At 74.2% G+C, this 19,416-nt stretch carries 16 protein-coding genes; 7 read left to right on the top strand and 9 right to left on the bottom strand.

The window, feature by feature from the left end; all coding sequences use genetic code 11:
- Nucleotides 1-35 precede the first annotated feature (35 nt).
- Both ACN260_RS07465 and ACN260_RS07460 read right to left on the bottom strand, forming a co-directional pair.
- A complete protein-coding gene (locus tag ACN260_RS07465) occupies nt 36-539 on the bottom strand; it encodes a pyridoxamine 5'-phosphate oxidase family protein (RefSeq protein ID WP_422755279.1) in 504 nt (167 codons plus the stop codon).
- 147 nt (nt 540-686) lie between these two features.
- Nucleotides 687-1,190, bottom strand: coding sequence for a polyadenylate-specific 3'-exoribonuclease AS (locus ACN260_RS07460; RefSeq protein WP_363651561.1), 504 nt, complete (start codon nt 1,188-1,190; stop codon nt 687-689).
- Between the two features lie 286 nt (nt 1,191-1,476).
- Between ACN260_RS07460 and ACN260_RS07455 the strand changes: the two genes are divergently transcribed.
- Nucleotides 1,477-2,169, top strand: a complete 693-nt coding sequence (locus tag ACN260_RS07455; protein ID WP_421483491.1) for a Crp/Fnr family transcriptional regulator — start codon at nt 1,477-1,479, stop codon at nt 2,167-2,169.
- Nucleotides 2,170-2,265: 96 nt separating this feature from the next.
- On the opposite strand, the gene ACN260_RS07450 is transcribed toward ACN260_RS07455, so the two are convergent.
- Entirely contained in the window at nt 2,266-2,532 is a 267-nt protein-coding gene (locus ACN260_RS07450) for a hypothetical protein (protein WP_422755278.1), read from the bottom strand.
- Nucleotides 2,533-2,646: 114 nt separating this feature from the next.
- Here ACN260_RS07450 and ACN260_RS07445 point away from each other — a divergent pair, with 114 nt between their 5' ends.
- The 3 genes from ACN260_RS07445 to ACN260_RS07435 all read left to right on the top strand — a co-directional run bounded on the left by ACN260_RS07445 (nt 2,647) and on the right by ACN260_RS07435 (nt 9,523).
- Nucleotides 2,647-6,471 carry an AAA family ATPase gene (locus tag ACN260_RS07445; RefSeq protein WP_422756648.1) on the top strand — a complete coding sequence of 1,275 codons (3,825 nt, stop codon included), beginning with the start codon at nt 2,647-2,649 and terminating at the stop codon, nt 6,469-6,471.
- Between the two features lie 613 nt (nt 6,472-7,084).
- Nucleotides 7,085-7,927: a DUF308 domain-containing protein gene (locus ACN260_RS07440; protein WP_422755277.1), complete on the top strand. Its 843-nt coding sequence runs from the start codon at nt 7,085-7,087 to the stop codon at nt 7,925-7,927.
- Nucleotides 7,928-8,104: 177 nt separating this feature from the next.
- Nucleotides 8,105-9,523 carry an alpha,alpha-trehalose-phosphate synthase (UDP-forming) gene (locus ACN260_RS07435; protein WP_422755276.1) on the top strand — a complete coding sequence of 473 codons (1,419 nt, stop codon included), beginning with the start codon at nt 8,105-8,107 and terminating at the stop codon, nt 9,521-9,523.
- An 89-nt stretch (nt 9,524-9,612) separates the two neighbouring features.
- On the opposite strand, the gene ACN260_RS07430 is transcribed toward ACN260_RS07435, so the two are convergent.
- The 6 genes from ACN260_RS07430 to ACN260_RS07405 all read right to left on the bottom strand — a co-directional run bounded on the left by ACN260_RS07430 (nt 9,613) and on the right by ACN260_RS07405 (nt 15,022).
- Entirely contained in the window at nt 9,613-10,407 is a 795-nt protein-coding gene (locus tag ACN260_RS07430; protein ID WP_422756647.1) for an alpha/beta hydrolase, read from the bottom strand.
- Nucleotides 10,408-10,436: 29 nt separating this feature from the next.
- The gene (locus ACN260_RS07425) at nt 10,437-11,843 is read right to left on the bottom strand and encodes a flavin-containing monooxygenase (protein ID WP_422755275.1); all 1,407 of its coding nucleotides are present in this window, start codon (nt 11,841-11,843) and stop codon (nt 10,437-10,439) included.
- Nucleotides 11,844-12,000: 157 nt separating this feature from the next.
- The gene (locus tag ACN260_RS07420; RefSeq protein ID WP_422756646.1) at nt 12,001-12,687 is read right to left on the bottom strand and encodes an endonuclease/exonuclease/phosphatase family protein; all 687 of its coding nucleotides are present in this window, start codon (nt 12,685-12,687) and stop codon (nt 12,001-12,003) included.
- 149 nt (nt 12,688-12,836) lie between these two features.
- Nucleotides 12,837-13,784 (bottom strand): ROK family glucokinase, encoded by a 948-nt coding sequence (locus ACN260_RS07415; protein ID WP_204927818.1) that lies wholly within the window; start codon nt 13,782-13,784, stop codon nt 12,837-12,839.
- Nucleotides 13,785-13,857: 73 nt separating this feature from the next.
- Nucleotides 13,858-14,532, bottom strand: a complete 675-nt coding sequence (locus tag ACN260_RS07410; RefSeq protein WP_422755274.1) for a hypothetical protein — start codon at nt 14,530-14,532, stop codon at nt 13,858-13,860.
- A 37-nt stretch (nt 14,533-14,569) separates the two neighbouring features.
- On the bottom strand, nt 14,570-15,022 hold the full coding sequence (locus ACN260_RS07405; RefSeq protein ID WP_422755273.1) for an SRPBCC family protein: 453 nt from the start codon (nt 15,020-15,022) through the stop codon (nt 14,570-14,572).
- 168 nt (nt 15,023-15,190) lie between these two features.
- Between ACN260_RS07405 and ACN260_RS07400 the strand changes: the two genes are divergently transcribed.
- Genes ACN260_RS07400 through ACN260_RS07390 form a run of 3 tightly spaced genes read left to right on the top strand, consistent with a single transcriptional unit; the run spans nt 15,191 to nt 19,372 of the window.
- Complete coding sequence (locus ACN260_RS07400; RefSeq protein ID WP_422755272.1) at nt 15,191-16,990, top strand: AMP-dependent synthetase/ligase; 1,800 nt, start codon at nt 15,191-15,193, stop codon at nt 16,988-16,990.
- A gap of 14 nt (nt 16,991-17,004) precedes the next feature.
- Entirely contained in the window at nt 17,005-18,696 is a 1,692-nt protein-coding gene (locus tag ACN260_RS07395) for a GAF domain-containing sensor histidine kinase (RefSeq protein ID WP_422755271.1), read from the top strand.
- Between the two features lie 7 nt (nt 18,697-18,703).
- Complete coding sequence (locus tag ACN260_RS07390) at nt 18,704-19,372, top strand: response regulator transcription factor (RefSeq protein WP_007072219.1); 669 nt, start codon at nt 18,704-18,706, stop codon at nt 19,370-19,372.
- Nucleotides 19,373-19,416: the final 44 nt, after the last annotated feature.

The raw sequence follows: 19,416 nt of genomic DNA, 5'->3' as shown, positions 1-19,416 counted from the left end.
CCCCGGCCGGTCCCGCCCACCCGGGCAGCTACCGGTCAGTAGGCGACCTCGTGGTTCTCGCCCAGCTTCGGCGGCGTCCCGGTCACCGCCGCCTTGGCCAACCCGAGCAGGTTGACCACGGTGCCGCCCGGGGAGTCCCAGTACTCGGCCGAGCTGGCGTGCACCTTCAGCAGGGTCAGCCCGGGGGTGTCCAGCCCGTCCGGGAACCACGCCTTGAGCACCGGGTTCCACAGCTGCTCGGCCCGCGCCCGGTCGTACGCCTCCTGGGCGGTGCCGGAGATCGACACCCAGGCGTGGTGACGCTGGTCGGAGAAGGCGACGTTGACCTCCGGGTTGACCCGGACCTGACGCATCTTGGCCGAGTCGGCGTAGGCGAAGAACCACAGGTCCCCGTCGAACTCGGCCGCCTGCAGCCCCATCGGCCGGCTGAGCATCCGGCCGTCCACCCCGATGGTGGTCAACATGCAGATCCGGGCGTCCCGGATCAGCTCGGTCACCCGCCGCCGGGCGTCGGTGATGGTGGTCGCGTCGTCGGCCATGGCGCACTCCCTCGGATCGGCTCGCCCGGATCCGGTGCCCCGGACGGCACCGGTCAAACCTGCCGATCGTCACGGGCTGTCATCTTCGACGGCCCGGACCCCGCCGGCACCCCGCCGCCGGGGCCGGACGGTCCGCCGGGGCCGGGATCAGCCCGGTCGGGCCGTCATCGCCTGCCAGCGGGCCAGGTTGTGCCGGGCGTCGACCAGCGCGTCGTGCCGGTCGGCCGCCGCCTCGGGCAGCCGGGGCCGACCGAGGTCGTCCCAGAGCTGCCGCAGCTCCTTGGTGAACCGGGGGATCTCCCGGGGCAGCGCCGGCATCGCCCCCCAGAGCTGGGCCAGCACCACGTGGTCGTACGCGGCGTACCAGGCCCACAGCTCCAGCTGCTCGCCCGGCCGGTCCCGGATCGGCTCCAGCAGGAACTCGTACAGGTCGTCGCGGATACGGGCCCGGGAACGCCAGGCCCGGTCGGCCGGCGAGGGGAGCTTGTCCAGCACGTTGCGGCGGACCCAGGGCACGGCACGGGAGTCGTCGAACTCGGTGGAGACCGCGTAGAACTCGCGGCCGTACTCGTCGACGACACCGATCGACACGAGGTCGACCAGCCGGCCGTCCTCGATGAATTCGCAGTCGTAGAAGTAGCGGTAGACCATCGCCGCCCATCCTCGCCCACCGCCGGTGACCGTCGGCGGGCGGGGCGGGCACCGGCGGCGTCGCCCACCCGCCCGGAACCCCGCCGGCCCCCGGTTCGGTGGTCCGCCGCAGCTGGCGCAGGGTCACGGAAAGGTTTACAGGGGTGTACAGCAAGCGACTGGGCCGTCATGATCTGATGTGTACCGCTACCGGACGCCGAAGCGGTGTCAGTTCACCTCTTGCGGGGCCGTCAGGGTTCACCCGGTGAGCGAAAATTGTGGTCCGTGACCGGGGAGGGGTGGGGCCGTGGAAATGCGCCTGCCGGAGCCGGGTGACGCCCTCACGGGGGTGGAGATGTTCGCCGGGCTGGAGCCGGAGGTGCGCCAGCGGGTGATCGCCGCGGCGGTGCCGCGCACCTATCGCAAAGGTCAGTTGCTTTTCGTCGAGAACGATCCCGGCGAGTCGCTGATCGTGCTCCGCCGGGGGGCGGTGGCGGTGTTCCGCACCGCACCGACCGGGGAGCGCGCGGTGCTGTCGGTCATCCGACCACCGGACGTGCTGGGCGAGGTGTCCCTGCTGGACGCCTCCACCCGTTCCGCCTCGGCCGAGGCGATCGAGGATTGTGCGGCGCTCGCCCTGTCCCGGCCGGCCTTCATGGAGCTGGTGCACTCCAACCCGCGCATCCTGGACGCGGTGATGCGCTCGCTGGGCGGCCTGATCCGGCGGCTCACCGAGCAGAACGCCGACCACGTCTTCCTCGACCTGCCCGGTCGGGTGGCCAAGACGCTGGTCCGGCTGGCCGGTGAGAGCCAGGCCCCGATGATCACCATCGAGCTGAACCAGAGCCAGCTCGCCGAGATGGCAGGTGGCTCCCGGCAGAGCGTCAACCAGGCGATCGGTTCCTTCGCCAACCGCGGCTGGCTGCGTACCGAAGGTCGTCGGATCGTGGTGACCGACGTGGCGGCGCTGCGCCGACGCGCCGGCATGAGCGACCGCTGACCAGCGGTTTTCCCGGGCGGTGATGCCCCGGCGGGTGATCGGGAACGCCACAGCGGCGCGGCCGACGGACCGAGGTCCGCCGGCCGCGCCGGTCGTTCACTTGCCGCTGTCGTCGGCCGGCGGGGCGCCCGGTCCCGGCCCGATCTGGTCCGGCGGTGTACCCGGCCCCGGCCCGATCTTCTGTGGCTTCGGCGTCGTGGTCGTGGTGGTGCCGGAGTCCGAAGTCGTCTTGCTGTCGGGATTCTCCACCATGCCCTGCTCCTCCATTCTGGCGAGAGTGACCGCGTCGACGTCGACCGTCTCCCCGGGGGACCGGACGGTACCGTCCGGGTCGGTCCAGTAGGCGGACAATCGCACCTGCACGGCACTCTCCTGACAGTGAGTTTTCCTCGTGAGGAACACTAGTGGCGGCCGACCAGCCGCAGGGTCCGCCCGCACGTCGGGTACCCGACTGGCCCTCCGCGGCGCGATAATGGGATCTCCTCACGTACGGAGTTCGTCATCGACCTCAAGTGTGGACACTGCTCACGGGCGGCGGGACCGGACGACCGCTTCTGCGGCGGCTGCGGACAGGCGCTGACGCTCAACTGTGCCTCCTGCGGGCACGGCAACAGCCCCGAGGCCAACTTCTGTACCAGCTGCGGGCAGCCGCTGCGCGACCACGCGGTCACCGTGCAGGAGGACCGCCGCCAGGTCAGCGTGCTGTTCATCGACATCGTCGACTTCACCACGTACGCCGAACGGGCCGATCCGGAGCAGGCGCGCAGCCTCCAGCAGGCGTACTTCGCCACCGTCCGCAAGCTGGTCCACCAGTACGGCGGGGTGGTGGAGAAGTACATCGGCGACGCGGTGATGGCGCTGTTCGGCGCCCCGGTCGCCACGGACAACGACGCGCTGCGTTGCGTACGGGCCGGGTTGGAGCTGCAACGGAACCTGGCCCGGCAGGCCGCCGGCCCGCACCCGCCGCTGGGTTTCCGGGTCGGTGTGGCCACCGGTGAGGCGCTGGTCGACCTCTCCGCCACCCGCGACGGCGGTCAGGCGTTCGTCACCGGCGACGTGGTGAACACCGCCTCCCGGTTGCAGGCGCTGGCCCCCACCGGCGGGGTGGTCGTCGACGAGAGCACCTGGTCGGCCACCCGACACGAGCTGGAGTACGTCGACCGGCCGCCGGTCACCCTGCGCGGACGTTCCACGGTGAGCCGGATCTGGCTCGCCGTACGGGCCCGGCCCCGCACCGACCCGCAGGCCGCCGAGCTGACCCCGATGGTCGACCGGGAACACGAACGCGGCCTGCTGGTCAGCGCCCTGCACCGGACGGTCACCGAACGCACCTCGCAGTTGGTGACCGTCTTCGGGCCGGCCGGGGTGGGCAAGAGCCGGCTGCTGCGGGAACTGTCCCGGCACGCCGCCAACCTGCCCGGCCACCGGGTCACCTGGCTGGTCGGGCAGTGCCCGCCGTTCGGCGAGAACGTCACCTACGCCGCGCTGGCGGACATCGTCAAGGGGTGGTTGGGCGCGCCGGACACCGACGACCCGGAACCGCTGCGGGACCGGCTCCGCGACCGGTTGCGTCAGCTCGACGACCCGCACGCGATGCGGTTGGCCGGCGCGCTCGGGCCGCTGCTGGGGATGACCGGTGAACGACTCAACCCGGGTGAGACCGAGGCCGCCTGGCGACGGTTCCTGCTCACCCTCGCCGGGCGGGGCCCGACGGTGCTGGTCTTCGAGGACATGCACTGGGCCGACCAGGCGATGCTCACCTTCGTCGAGCAGCTCGGGGCGGCGGCCCGGGGCGTACCGCTGCTGGTGGTGGCGACCGCGCGGCCCGAGCTGCGGGAGCGGCAGCCGGCCTGGACGGGCACGATCAGCGGCGCGATGTCCATCTCGGTGCCGCCGATGCACGACGCCGACATCGACACCCTCTACTCCCTGCTGCTCGGCCAGGCCACCCTGCCGGCCACGTCGCGGGCGCCGCTGATCGAGTTCGCCGACGGCAACCCGCTCTACGCCCAGGAGTACGCCCGGATGCTGATGGACGGCGGGCTGCTGGAGCCCAGTGCCGCCTTCGGTCCGGCCGGCACCACCGACATGCCGCGTACCGTCCAGGCGGTCATCGCCAACCGGCTCGACCTGCTCGACCCGGCCGACCGGGCGGTGCTCCAGGCCGCCGCCGTGGTCGGGGTCCAGTTCTGGCCCGCGCCCGTGGCCGCCGCCCTCGGCCGGACGGTCGAGTGGGTGGAGCGGGCGCTGGACCGGTTGCAGCGCCGGGACATGGTCTTCGAGCTGCCCACCTCCACGATGGCCGGTCAGCCGGAGTACCGTTTCCGGCACATCCTGGTCCGCGACGTGTGCTACCAGCGGCTGCCCCGGGCCGAACGGGTGCTGCGCCACCAGCGCACCGCCGACTGGCTGGCCCAGCTCACCCAGGCCGGGCAGCAGGACCTGGCCGAGGTGCTGGCCAACCACCGCTGGACCGCCCACGAGATCGCCCGGACGATCGGGCTCGACACCATGCCGCACGCGGTGGCGGCCCGCACCGCGCTGCACCGGGCCGCCCGGCGGGCGTACGAGCTGCACGCGCTGGACAACGCGGCCACGCTGGTCGGCCGGGCGCTGCAGGTCGGCGGGGCCCCCGACCCGGGGCTGGAACTGTTCGCCGCCCAACTGGCCCTGTTCCGGGACGGGGATGCGTTCCTGGTCGACGGGGGCACCGAGGCGTTGACCGGGCTCACCGAACGGCTGGCCGCCGTCGGGGACCGGTCCGGCGCGGCCCGCGCCTGGACCCTGCTCGCCACCGCCGCCTGGAGCCGGGCCGACCGGTCCGAGACGCTGCGCTGCCTGCACCGGGCCAACGCGATCTACGCCGAACTACCGGAGTCCGAGGAGAAGGCGGAGGCGCTGCTGGAACTGGCCCGGGTCCGGATGCTCAACGCCGAGACCGAGCCGGCCTGCGTGGCGGCCTCCGCGGCGGCCGAGCTGGCCGAGCGGCTGCGGCTGCCCGAGGTACGGGCCAACGCCCGGATCACCCTGGCGGTGGCCCGCTACATGGCCGGCGAGGAGCAGGCGTACGCGGAACTGACCGAGGTGGCCGAGCAGTGCCGGGTGGACCGGCTGGTCAGCCGACGCCGGGCGGTGCACAACCTCGCCTGGGCGGCGCAGGAGGAGGGTGACCTGGCCCGGTCGGCCCGGCTGGTCGACGAGGGACGTTCGCTCGACCCGGGTGGCGGGCACAGCCTGGCGACCAGCTTCGCCGACAAGTGGGCGCGGGCGTACTACGCCGGCGACTGGGTGGCGGCGCTGGAGCTGGGCACCGAGTCGACCCGGCTGCCGACCGCCGAGTGGGACCTGCACATCGTGGCGGTCTCCGGCTGGATGCGGGCCCTGCGCGCCCACTCCGCCCCGCCGCCGGACAGGTCGGACCCGGGCGAGCCGCCGCCGGACGGGCCGGACCCGGGCGAGCCGCCGCCGGACGGGCCGGACCCGGGCGAGCCGCCGCCGGACAGGTCGGACCCAGGCGTAACCGCACCGGGCACCACGGCACCGGGCGTGACGGACCCGGGCGCGACCGGCGCGGGTGCCGCCGACGGCGCGGGTGCCGCCGACGGCGCGGGTGCCGCCGACGGCGCGGGTGCCGCCGACGGCGCGGGTGCCGCCGACGGCGCGGGTGCCGCCGACGGCGCGGGTGCCGCCGACGGCGCGGGTGCCGCCGACGGCGCGGGTGCCGCCGACGGCGCGGCGGGTCACGATCTGGTGGCCCAGGCGCTGGTCGCCGCGCGGCGCAGTGGTTTCCACCGGGTGTTGCAGTCGACGCTGGCGCATGCGGCGCTCTGCCGGGCGGTCCGGGGCCGCCGGGAGGAGGCGATGCGGCTGCTGGTGGAGCTGGACGAGGACTGGAGCCGGACCCGGGTGATCCCGTTCGCCGAGTGGGTGCCGGTGGTGGGACACGTCGCCGCGGTGCTCGGCCCGGACGCCGCCCGGCTGGTGCACGACATGCTCGCACGGTCGCCCCGGACGACCCCCTGGGTGGAGGCGGCCGGGCAGGCCGTCGACGCCACCCTGGCCCTCGGCGACGGGGACGCCCGGCGGGCCGCCCGGCTGTTCGCGGCGGCTGCGGAGCGCTACGCCCGGATGCCCGACACCACCGACCAGATGCTCACCACGGTGCTGTCGGTGCCGGCCCTGACCGTGGCCGATCCCGCGCAGGCAGCGGCCACCCTCGACCGGGTCCGCGAATTCGCCGACCGCAACGGGATGCCCGGTCTGCTCCGGCTGGCCACCCGGGCGACGCTCGACCGGAGCTGACCGGGGTCGATGATCGACTCACCTGGGCCGACGATGCGGTGTCCGGGCGGCCCGAAAGCGCTGTTCAGGCCCACAAGAGTCGATCACCCACGATCGACGGCCCCGGAGCGGTCACGGCCGCGACAGGTCGCCCGGCCGGGCGGGGCGTCCGGCCGGGCGGGGTTCGGGGGAGGTATTCCGGTTTTGTATGGAATGTGACTTCTTGCGCGTGAGGGGCGGGTACGCGGCGGGCGGTGGCGACCGGGCCGGCCGCCACCCCGGGGCACCGGCCCCTCGGCGGGCAGCTCCGGCGCCCCGCGCACCGGAGCCGGTACGCCCGCCGGATGCGACGGACCGCCGATCAGCGGCACTACCAGCCGGTACGGCACCGGATACCCGTCCCGCCCACCGCCGGCGACCCCGGGCCAGGGCCGTCCGGGCAGGTCGCGGGGGCGGTGGGCAGGCCACCCGGAGGGCTGCCGTCGGGCCCGCCCGCCGACGGCGGAGCCGACGAACCACGAGCGGCGCGCCACAACGCACTCCCGGAACCGGGTGCCGACGTGTCACGATTCAGGGCACGGCGTACGGGGCGCCGACACGACCGCACCGGCAGGTGCGCGGAGGAGGATGTCCGGTGTCAGCGGGTGGCGCCCGCCGGGGACGGCGGGACAACGGGCTCGACGCGAGCGAGTACGCCGTCGCGGGCGACGTCGACCCGCGCGTCGGTGAGCACCTGCTCGACGTGCTCGCCGCAGGCGGGATCGCCGCCTACCTCCAGCCCTCCGCCGACCTGAACCCGATCACCCGGACCACCACCGTGCCGTCCCGGCCGGTCGACCGGCTCTACGTGGACCGTTCGCACCTGACCACCGCCCGCGACTATCTCACCCAGCTCGCCGACGAGGCGACGCCGGAGCCGGCCCGCGCCGAGCCGGACGTTGACGCCGAGTGGGAACGTCTCGTCGCCGCCTTCCACACCGCGCCCGCCGCCGGTAGCCATCCCTGGCCGGCCTCCGAGGACATCGACGACGACGGGGCCGATCCCGCCCGCGCCGGTGGCCCGCCGACCAGGGCGGACGAGCCGACGGGGCCGACCGCCACCGACGTACGCCGGTTGCCGTACGCGGCCGACATCTCCGGCATCTCGGTGACCCCCCGGGGCCGGCAGCAGGACGAGCCGTCGCTGCTGGACGGCCTGGACACCTTCGGGGCCGACCTGCCGGACGACCCGGAGGAGGGCTACACCCCGCCGCCGCCTCCACCGCTGCCCCGGATCTCGAAGTACGCGGTGGTCGGGGTGCTGGGGATCGTGCTCGGTTTCGTGCTCTTCCTCAACCCGTCGTTACTGCCGGTGGACGCCTCGGTGGTCACCCTGCTCGGCTTCACCGGCATCCTCGCCGGGTTCATCACGCTGATCTGGCGGCTGCGTCCCGGCGACGAGGACGATCACGACCCCGACGACGGCGCGGTCGTCTGACCCTGCGACACCATCCGTCCACCCGCCCGCATCCCGGGACACCGCAGCCCTCACGCCAGGCGTAACAGTGGTGTAACTTACGGTCAGTAGGAATACCGCTGTAGGTCACTTCCCCCGCCGACTGCCCGGTTGTTCCTTGCTCGCGTGGTCGGTCCCCTGCCGATCGGAATGCCCGAGATGCGACAGAGTTCACTGGTGGTGGTGGCCAACCGGCTCCCCATCGACGACAGCGTGGCGCCCGACGGCGCCTGTGAGTGGCGGCGCAGCCCCGGCGGGCTGGTCAGCGCCCTGCACCCCCTGCTCCGGCAGACCCCGGCCACCTGGGTCGGCTGGGCCGGTGGCACCGGCCCCGCGCCCGTGCTGCCCGACGTGGACGGCGTGCACATGCGGACCGTCCCGCTCAGCGCCGACGACCTGCGCGACCACTACGAGGGCTTCGCCAACGCGACGCTCTGGCCGCTCTACCACGACGCGGTGGAGCAGCCCGAGTACCACCGCCGCTGGTGGGAGGCGTACCAGCGGGTCAACCAGCGGTTCGCCGAGGCGACCGCCGAGGTGGCCGAACCGGGCGCGGTGGTCTGGGTGCAGGACTACCACCTGCAACTGGTCCCCGGCCTGCTCCGCGAGCTGCGACCCGACCTGCGGATCGGCTTCTTCCTGCACGTGCCGTTCCCGCCGCCGGAGCTGTTCATGCAGCTTCCCCGCCGGGCCGAACTGCTGCGCGGAATGCTCGGCGCCGACCTGATCGGGTTCCAGCGGGCCCAGGCGGCGCACAACTTCGCCCAGCTCGCCACCAAGGTCCTCGGTCTGCCGGCCACCGACCGGCGGATCGGCGTGCAGGACCGGGTGGTGCGGATCGGGGCGTACCCCGTCTCGATCGACACCGCCGAGATGGCGGCGCTGGCCGCCCGGCCGGACGTCACCGCGCGGGCCCGCCGGCTCCGGCACGACCTGGGCGACCCGGAGCGGGTCGTCCTCAGCCTGGACCGGATGGACTACACCAAGGGCATCGAGCAGCGGCTGAAGGCCTACAGCGAGCTGCTGGCCAGCGGTGACGTCAAGGTCCGGGACACCGTGCTGGTGCAGGTCGCCATGCCGAGCCGGGAACGCGTCGGCCAGTACCAGATCCTGCGTGAGCGGATCGAACGCGAGGTGGGCCGGATCAACGGCGAGTTCGGCCGGGTCGGCGAACCGGCCATCCACTACCTCACCCAGCCCTTCGACCGGGCCGAACTCGCGGCGCTCTACCGGGTCGCCGACGTCATGGCGGTCACCCCGCTGCGCGACGGGATGAACCTGGTCGCCAAGGAGTACGTGGCCGCCCGGGTCGACGACACCGGCGCGTTGCTGCTCAGCGAGTTCGCCGGGGCGGCTGCCGAGCTGGACCGGGCGTACCTGGTGAATCCGCACGACCTGGAGGGGCTCAAGCAGGGGCTGTTGTCGGCGCTGCGGGCCGGGCCCACCGAGCTCGGCGACCGGATGCGGGCGATGCGCCACCACCTGCACCGGCACGACATCCGGGCCTGGGCGCGCTCCTACCTCAGCGCCCTGGACGACACCGGCTCGTTGCTCACCCGGCTCAGCAGCAGCGGCTGACCGCACCCGGTCCCCGGGCCGACAGCCGGGCCAGGGCGGACGTCGCCTGTCGCACAGGCCGACGTCCGCCCGGCCCGTGCGACAGGCGGTCAGCTGCGGCCCGGCTCCTTGACCAGCCAGTCCAGGAGCGCGTCCAGCGGCTCCTGCCAGCGGGTGTCGAGCATCAGGTCGTGCCCCATGCCGGGGAAGAGCAGCGGAGCCGCGCCGTAGCGGCGGGCCGCCCGGGTCAGCGCGGCCGGCGGGACGACCCGGTCGTCCGGGCTGCCCAGCACCAGCACCGGCGGGCTACCCACCGCCGGCTCCGCCGGCCGGCCGGCGAGCAGCTGCCACTGCGCCCGCCAACCGGCCCGACCCAGCCGGGCCAGGTGCCGGCGCGCGTCCGCCTCGGGCAGCTCCCGGCTGAACAGTTGCCGGCGGTGCAGCCGCAGCGCGCCACCGAACAGGGCCGGCAGCGTGCCGAGCGGGTTGGCCCGCAACGCCGTGCCGGCCGTGGCCACGCCGCCGAGCACCGGTGCGACCAGCACCGCCGCCCGGGCCGGGTACCGCGCCAACGCGTGCGTCACCACCAGGGCGCCCGCGCCGTGCCCCACCAGCACCGCCTGCCGGGGCAGCCCCGCCGCCACCTGGACCACGTCGTGGGTGTACGCCCGCAGCGTCGCCCCCGGCGCCGGTTCGCTGCCGCCGTGCCCGCGCAGGCTCATCGCGTACGCGGGGAAACCGCGCGACGCGGCGTGCTCCAGCCAGTGTTCGGCGAACGCCCACGCCCCGTGCCCGAACCCGGGGACGAACAGCAGCGGCGGACGTCCCTCCTCCAGCTCCGGGTCGACGCCGAGCACCTCGCGGCGGGCCGGACGGACCGGGTGGGCCCACTCCCGGCCCCGCATGATCCGGACCCGTTGATCGGTCGTGCCGGTCACTTGCCCTCCAGCTCGTCGAGGGCGCGCTGCACCGCGCGCAGGTAGTCGACGTGGCCCACCTCGAACCAGTGCCGGCTGCTGTCCTTGACCTTCCCCGCGTACCGCTCCCCCGCGCCGGACACCGCCCGGGAGGCGAACGCGGCGGCGCGCTGCGGCTGCTCCCGGCGCAACAGCAGCGACCTGGCGAAGAGCACGCTCTGCCAGTGCGCCAGGGTGAACAGCCCCGAGTCGGGCTGCAACAGCCCGGCCACCGCCAGCGTCGGGTGGCCCGGCGGGAACGCGTGCAGCCACAGCCGGGGACGGCCCGAGCCGTCGGCGTCGCCGAGGACACCCGGGTCGAGGAACTCGAAGCGGGGCAGGTAGCCGGTGGCGAAGACGACCAGCTCCGGGTCGATCTCCCGGCCGTCGGTGAGGGTCACCCCGCCGGGATGGAACCGGGCCAGCTCCGGCACGGGGGTGATCTCGCCGTGGCCGACGTAGTAGACCAGTTGGCTGTTGGCGATCGGGTGCGTCTCGTAGACCCGGTGGTCCGGTTTCGGCAGCCCGAACCGGGTCAGGTCGCCGACGGTCAACCGCAGCGTCCAGTGGTAGAGCCACTGCCGCAGCCGCAGCGGCACCCGCAGCGCCAGCAGCGCGTCGTTGACCTGGTCGGCGGGGCGGCCGAGGACGTACTTCGGGGCGTACCAGTAGCCGCGGCGGGTGGAGTGCCAGCAGCGGGACGCCTGCTGGGCCGCCTCGACGGCCAGGTCGCAGCCGGTGTTGCCGGCCCCGACCACCAGCACCCGCTTGCCGCGCAGCTGGGCGGGGTCCTTGTAGGACGAGGCGTGCATGACCTCGCCCCGGAACTCCTCCAGCCCCTCGTAGCGGGGCAGCTTCGGCGACCAGTTGTGCCCGTTGGCGACCAGCACGGCGGCGTACCGGGAGGTGCGTTCCGGGCCGTACCCACCGGTGCTGCGGGTGGTGACGTCCCACCGGTCGCCGTCGACGGGTTCCACCCGTACCACCTCGGTGCCGAACCAGATGTGCCGGCGCAGGTCGAAGTGGTCGGCGTACCGCTCGAAGTAGGACAGCAGCTGGCTGTGGTGCGGGTAGTCCGGCCAGGAGTCCGGCATCGGGAAGTCGGGGAACTGGGTGAACGGCCGCGACGAGATGAGGTGGGTGCTGGCGTACACCGGGCTGCGGTCGTGCCGCCAGTTCCAGCCGCCGCCGACGCCGGTCTCGCGTTCGTAGCAGTCGACGCCGAAGCCGTGCTCGGTGAGGTTCTTGACGGCGGTGAGGCCGCTGGCCCCGGCCCCGATCACGCAGACCGTGTCGCCGCGGTCGGAGACCGGGCGGCCGTCCCGGTTCGCAGGGAGCGTCGTGGGCTCCGGTTCGGGCCGGCCGTGCTCGGTGGAGGGGGACACCGGGAATCTCCTTATGTGCGGCCAGGTACGCCGGTTCGACCGGCATCCTTCCGGGCCCCCGACCCGTTGTCCAGCCCGGCTCGCGAAGGTGTCGCGACGCGTCGCGGGACGGTCCCCGGGCGGCCGCGACGGCCGGCCCGGGGACGCTGCCGCCCGGTCAGCCGGTGACCGGCAGCAGCAGGTCGACCAGCACCGGGAAGTGGTCGCTGGCCCGGCGGGTGGTCGGGGTGTCCACCACGTCGTAGCCGACCACCTCGACCCGGGGGTCGACGAAGAGGGCGTCGATGCGGCTGCGCGGGTTGGTGCACGAGTAGGTGTGCCGGTCGGCCGCGTCGGCGGCGATCGCGGCGTCGGTCAGGCCGGCCGCCACGGTGCCCCAGGCCGGGCCGTCCGGGCCCTCGTTGAGGTCGGCCCCGAAGACCACCGGCAGGTCGCTCGCGGACAGCTCCCGCCGCAGCAGCGCCGCCTGGCCGGGCCGCTCGGCCGGATCGGTGGACAGGTGCGAGCCGGCCAGCAGGAACCGGGCCCCGCCGACCTGGCAGCGGGCGTACGCCGCGCCGCGCAGGTGCCGGCCCGGGGTCAGCGGGAACCGCTGGCAGTGCGTCCCGGTCACCCGGACCCGCAGGCTGGTCAGCAGCAGGTTGCCCAGCGACGGCAGCCCACCGGCGGCCACCACCAGGCCGAACGAGTCGGCCAGCGCGGCGGACTTCTGCCGCCACCGGAACCGGCGCGGCGCCTCCTGCACGATCACCACGTCGGGGGCGGCCTCGCGGACCACGCTGGCCAGTGCCGCCGTGTCGTCGCGCTGGCTGTGGATGTTGTACGACACCACCCGCAGCGGCACCCGGCCGGCGGCGGCCGGGCCGGTCCCGGCCGGTCCCGTCGGGGCCGGTGCCGGCGGCGCGGCGGCGGTCCCGGCATCGGTGTCGGCGCGGGCGGCGCCGGTGTCGGCGGGCGCGGGGGCGTCCGGGCGCGGAGGCGTCGGCGCGGCGCTCATCGGCGGCGGGCCAGGTCGGCGGCGCCGATGACACCGGCGCTGTTGCCCAGCTCGGCGGGGCGAACCTCGGCCACCGGGAGCCGGCTGCGCTGGGCCAGGGCGTCGGCGAAGGACCGCCGGGTCGGGCCGAGCAGCAGGTCACCGGCGTCGACCACGCCGCCGCCGACCACCAGCACCTGCGGGTCGAGGATCTGCGCCATGTCGGCGAGGCTGGTGCCGAGCCAGCGGCCGATCTGGGCGAACGCCTCGGCCGAGATCGGGTCGCCGGCCTGGGCGGCGGTGGTGACCATCGGGCCGGTGATCGCCTCGGCCTCACCGCCGGCCAGCTCCAGCAGGGCGGTGGCGCGCTGCGGTTCCTGCCGGGCCCCGGCGCGGGCGAACCGGACCAGGGCGCTGCCGCTGGCGTACTGCTCGATGCAGCCGAGCCGGCCGCAGCCGCACTGGTGGCCGTCGGGGACGGTGAGCATGTGCCCCAGCTCGGCGGCGATGCCGTGGGCGCCGCGGACCAGCTCGCCGCCGAGGACGATGCCGCCGCCGACACCGGTGCCGATGGTGAACATGACCATGGAGTCGTCGGCGTCGCGGGCCGCGCCGTGCCGGAACTCGGCCCAGGCCGCCACGTTGCCGTCGTTCTCGACGATCACCGGGAGGCCGGTGGCGGCGCTGACGTAGTCGCGCAGCGGTTCGTCGCGCCAGGCCAGGTTGGGGGCGAACAGCACGGTGGAGCGGGACGCGTCGATCCAGCCGGCCGCGCCGATCCCCACCGCGTCGACCTGGTGGCCGGTGGCGAGCTGGGTGACCAGTTCGATGATGACGTCGCGGGTCTTGCCGACGTCGTCCGCGGGGGTGTCCCGCCGGGCCTGCACGAGCACCCTGCCGGTGTCGTCCACGACACCGCCGGCCACCTTCGTGCCACCGACGTCGACTCCGATGGTCAGCGTCACCGCGGCCACTCCCCTCTGCTGTGCTGCCCGACATCGGCCGAAACCGGCCGTACGCTGCCGGGATGTCCGGTGGTCAGGTCCCGTCGCCTGGTGCGTCCCCGTCCGCGCCGGCCGGCGCGCGCGAGGCGGGCACCACGGGACCGTCGGCCGCGGGCCGGACCTGCTGGGCCGGCGCGGCCGGCCCGGCGTCGTCGACGGGCGGTGCGGCGGCGGCCGGTTCGACCGCGTCCTCCGCCCGGGTGGCGGCGGACCAGACGTCCCGCTCCGGCGCCGACGCAGAATCATGCCCGGTGCGGGTGGCCTCGCGCCACACATGATCGGCTCCGGAATCGGACGGGCCGGTCGGCGCGGCGGCGTCACCGCCGTCCCCGGGGGGTGCTTCCCCGGCTCCGGGCGGGGCGAACGCGCGCATCAGGCTGGCGACGCCGGCCGCCAGATCCCCCGCGCCGGTGGCGAGCCGCTCGGCGAATTCGGGACTGGGATCACGCAGGGCGGCGACCGCCCGGCAGATCGGACAGACGCAGCACTCGGCCGATCCGGTGGCGAAACCCTCCGCGCGGTGGCTGCCGCCGGCGGAACGGGACGGGCCGGCACTGTGACCGAGGACACCCGAGACGATCCCACCGAGCGGACCCCACGGCCCCGACGCCGACCCGGTGCCGGCGGAGGCCAGCCGGGCCGTCGCGAGCAGCGTGGCGACCAGCCGTTCCGCTTCCTCCCGGGCCGAGCCCGGTTCCGCTGCGCCCATGGTCGGCTCCTCCGTCGTGTCGCCGGCCGTCGCGTCGCTACGCCGCACCGGTTGCTTCTACCCGGCGCTTGAGCTGCTTCAACGCCGTATCCATGATCATTTTCTCGGCCTTGCGGCGAAACATGCCGAGCATGCCCACCGACAACTCGACCTCCAGCGTGTAGGTCACCGTGCAGGTGCCGTCCGGGTTGCCGACCAGGTCGTACGAGCCACGCTGGGACTTCTGCATCGTCGAGGGCGAAACCAGGTGCCATTCGATGCGGGACAGGTCCTCGGCGTACTCGTAGGCCAGCACGTACTCGTCGGCCATCACCCCGGCGTCGATGGTGAACCTGACCTGGCTGGCGTAGCCGTCCTCGTACTCCTCGACGACCTCGGCCCGGCGCACCGCCTCGGTCCACTCGGGGTAGCGCGCGAAGTCGCACACGACCGCCGCGACCCGGTCCGGTGACGCGCCGATGACGATCGACTGGGTGGAGGAGTCCGCCATGGGGGGAGGCTACCCGGCGCGTCCGACGGATGCCCCGCTCCACCCCCCGGGCAGGGGCCGGGCCGGTGGCCGGGCAACCTGGCTGGGGCGTCCGCCCGGCCGGCCGGGTAGGTTTCGACCATGCCGACCCGGGGTCGGCCCGGCCAGTGCGAGCACGAGGGAGTGCAGGTGCGCGAGTTCTCCGTCCCGCCGATCGTCACCATCGGCGACGCGGCAAACCTGACCGACCCGGTCTGGGACAACGCCGAGGCCGCGCCGGACGCGGTGCAGTTCGTCCGGCCCGCCGTCGAGGGCCGCGCGGGGGCCGACGTCACCTGCCGGCAGTTCCGCGACGAGGTGGTCGCGGTGGCCCGGGGACTGGCCGGCGCGGGGGTCTCCCCCGGTGACCGGGTCGCCCTGATGAGCCGCACCCGCTACGAGTGGACCCTGCTCGACTACGCCATCTGGGCCGCCGGCGCGGTCACCGTACCGATCTACGAGACCTCCAGCGCCGAGCAGGCCGCCTGGATCCTCGCCGACTCCGGCGCGGTCGCGGTGGTGGTGGAGACCAACAGCCACGCCACCCTGGTCGCCGGGGTCCGCGACCGGCTGCCCGAGCTGCGCGACGTCTGGCAGATCGAGCTGGGCGGGGTCGACGAGATCGTCGCCGCCGGCACCTCGGTCGACCCGGAGGAGATCGAGCGCCGCCGCACCTCGGTCCGCGCCGCCGACGTCGCCACGATCATCTACACCAGCGGCACCACCGGCCGCCCCAAAGGCTGCGTGCTGACCCACCGCAACATGTACGCCGACATCGCCAACGCGGTGCCGGTGCTGCCGAACCTGTTCCGGCCGGGCGCCTCGACCCTGCTCTTCCTGCCGCTGGCGCACGCCTTCGCCCGGCTGATCCAGATCGGGGTGGTGCAGGCGCGGGCCACGATGGCGCACTGCGCCGACACCCGGGACCTGGTCGCCCAACTCCAGGAGTTCCGGCCGACGTTCGTGCTCTCGGTGCCGCGGGTCTTCGAGAAGGTCTACAACGGCGCCCGGCAGAAGGCCGAGGCCGACGGCAAGGGCGCGATCTTCGACCGGGCGGAGAAGGTCGCCATCGCCTGGAGCGAGGCGCAGGAGACCCCCGGCGGTCCCGGGTTCGCGCTGCGCGCCCAGCACGCGGTCTTCGACCGGCTGGTCTACCGCAAGCTGCGGGCCGCCCTCGGCGGCCGCTGCCGGGACGCGATCTCCGGTGGTGCCCCGCTCGGCGCCCGGCTCGGGCACTTCTTCCGGGGCATCGGGGTGACCATCTGCGAGGGGTACGGCCTCACCGAGACCTCCCCCGCCGCCGCGGCCAACCTGCCCACCGGCACGAAGATCGGCACGGTCGGCCGGCCGCTGCCCGGCGTGACGATCCGGATCGCCGACGACGGCGAGATCCTGATCGCCGGCGACCTGATCTTCCAGGGCTACTGGAAGAACGAGGCGGCCACCGCCGAGGCGCTCGCCGACGGCTGGTTCCGCACCGGCGACCTGGGGCACCTCGACGACGACGGCTTCCTGAGCATCACCGGCCGCAAGAAGGAGATCATCGTGACGGCCGCCGGCAAGAACGTCGCCCCGGCGGTGCTGGAGGACCAGGTCCGGGCGCATCCGCTGGTCAGCCAGTGCCTGGTGGTCGGCGACCGGCAGCCGTTCATCGCCGCCCTGGTCACCGTCGACGAGGAGGCGCTGCCGAAGTGGCTGGCCGCGCAGGGCCTGCCCGAGGACACCCCGGTCGCGCAGCTCGTGGGGCACGACGCGCTGCGGGCCGAGATCCAGGGCGCGGTGGACACCGCCAACCTGGCCGTCTCCAAGGCCGAGGCGATCAAGGTGTTCCGCATCCTGCCCCGCGACTTCACCGAGGCGACCGGTGAGTTGACCCCCTCGCTCAAGGTCAAGCGGCAGGTCGTCCACAAGACGTACGCGGCCGAGATCGCGGAGATCTACCAAGGCTGACTACGATCCGTCACGTGTCCGCCTCCACAGCCGCCCGCCCCCAGACGCGTCCCGTCGCCGCCGCCGCGCGAGCGGTGATGCTCGCGCTGGTCGGCGTACTGACCCTGGTCGCCACCCGCGATCCCGCCCAGCTCTGGTGGATCGCCCTGCTGGCGGTCGCCGGAGCACCCGCCCTGCTCGCCCCCGGGCACCGGCTGATCGGCCCGCTGAGCCGGCTCGCCGAGGCGGTGGTGATCGGGCTGGCCGCCAGCCAGGTCGCCGTCTCCTCCGCCCTCGGCTCGTCGGTCGGCGGGCTGGGCGCCTCGGCGGTGCTGCCCTACCTGGCGGTCCCGGTGACCGTCACCGCGCTGCGCCGGCAGTTCCGCGAGGGCGCGGTGCTGCTCGGGGTCACCGCGGCCACCCTGCTGGTGGCGGGCGCCTTCACCGAGGTCGACGGTGGGCGGCAGCTCGGCCAGGCCGGTTACCTTGCGGTCTGCGCGCAGTGGCTGATCCTCGCCGGGCTCGGTCTCTACGCCGCCGGCACGCTGCACCAGGTGATGCGGGTCCGGGCCGAGGGCAAGCCCCAGCCGTACGCCGAGGCGACCCGGCTGCTGACCCAGCTGCGTACGGTCGCCCGGCAGCTGCCCGGGGCCACCCTCGACCCGGGCGGCATCTCCGAACACCTGCTGGAGGAGCTGCGTACCGTCGCCCCCGGCAACCGGGGCGCGGTGCTGTCGGCCAGCGGCGGCGGGCGGCTGGTGGTGCTCGCCCAGGTCGGCGTCGACCGGGTCGACTGGGAGACGACGCTGGACGCCGACTCGGCGATCGCCGACGCCTGGGCCAGCCAGCAGCCGCAGACCTCGGCCCGTTCGCAGGCCCGCTCGCACTCCGGCGGGGACGTCTCGGCGCTGATCGTGCCGCTGGTCGCCGGGGTCCGTACGGTCGGCCTGGTGGTGCTGGAGGCGGACGCGGCGCACGCCTACCCACCGCCGGTGGTGTCCCGGGTGACCGCGCTGACCGGCCCGGCGGCGCTGCGCCTGGAGGCGGCGCTGCTCTTCGACGAGGTGCGGTCGCTGGCCACCAACGAGGAGCGGCAGCGGCTGGCCCGGGAGATCCACGACGGGGTGGCGCAGGAACTGGTGATGGTCGGCTACGGCATCGACAACGCGCTGGCCTACGTCGACGAGGACCCGAAGGAGACCGCCGAGGCGCTGCGCACCCTGCGCGCCGAGGTGACCCGGGTGATCACCGAGCTGCGGCTGAGCCTGTTCGAGCTGCGCAGCGAGGTCGACCGGCACGGCGGTCTGGCGGCGGCGATCGCGGAGTACGCCCGCACCGTCGGCGCGTCGGGGGGCCTGCGGGTGCACCTGTCGCTGGACGAGTCGACCGCCCGGCTGCCGGCCGCCACCGAGGCCGAGTTGCTGCGCATCGCCCAGGAGGCGGTGACCAACGCCCGCAAGCACGCCGGGGCGTCGAATCTCTGGGTCACCTGCGAGGTGGACCCCCCGTACGCGCAAATTGAAGTGTCGGATGACGGTCACGGCATCGGTGACCAGCGCACCGACGGTCACTACGGCCTTGCGATCATGGCGGAGAGGGCGGAACGTATCCGGGGCCGGTTGGAGATCAGTCCTCGGCAACCCAGTGGTACGACCGTGGCGGTGGTGGTGGGTTCGTCGCCCCGGCGCGATAACGTGCGTGGCAGCGCAGCAGCAGAAGTGGAGTAATTCCAGGATGACCACAAGCCCGACACCGGCCACCCGTACCAAGGTCCTCCTTGTCGACGATCACGATCTGATCCGCAAGGGGCTGCGGCACGCCTTCGAGCGGGACCGTCAGTTCGAGGTCGTCGGCGAGGCCGCCACGGCGGCGGAGGGCGTGCGCCAGGCCGGCGCGCTGCAACCGGACGTCGTGATCATGGACCTGCGGCTTCCCGACGGCAGCGGCCTGGAGGCCACCCGGGCGCTGCGCAAGTCCAGCGCGTCGATGGGCATCGTGGTGCTCACCATGTATGCCGGTGACGACCAGCTCTTCGGCGCGTTGGAGGCGGGGGCGAGCGCCTTCGTGCCGAAGACCGCGCCGGCCGACGAGGTGGTGGCCGCCGCCCGGCACGCCGCCTCCTCGCCCAGCGCGTTCACCGCCGCCGACCTGGCCGAGGCGATGAAGCGCCGGCTGGCCCCGTCCGGCCCGCAGCTGTCCCCCCGCGAGGGGCAGGTGCTGCGGCTGCTCGCCGACGGCATGAGCGTGGCCGGCATCGCCAAGCAGCTGTTCGTCAGCGAGTCCACCGCCAAGACCCACATCTCGAAGCTCTACGAGAAGCTGGGCGCGGCCAACCGGGCGCAGGCGCTGATGACCGCCCTGCGGCTGGGTCTGCTCGAGGCGCCGGACGCCCCGAAGTTCTGAGGCGGGTCCACCCCGCCGGGCCGGCAGGCCCGGGTCCACCCCGG

The sequence above is a fragment of the Micromonospora sp. WMMD708 genome (assembly GCF_049315245.1).
In the GTDB taxonomy this organism is placed as follows: domain Bacteria; phylum Actinomycetota; class Actinomycetes; order Mycobacteriales; family Micromonosporaceae; genus Micromonospora; species Micromonospora wenchangensis.
Note: the sequence above shows the minus strand (reverse complement) of the source record. Positions and strands in the feature narration are given on the sequence as shown.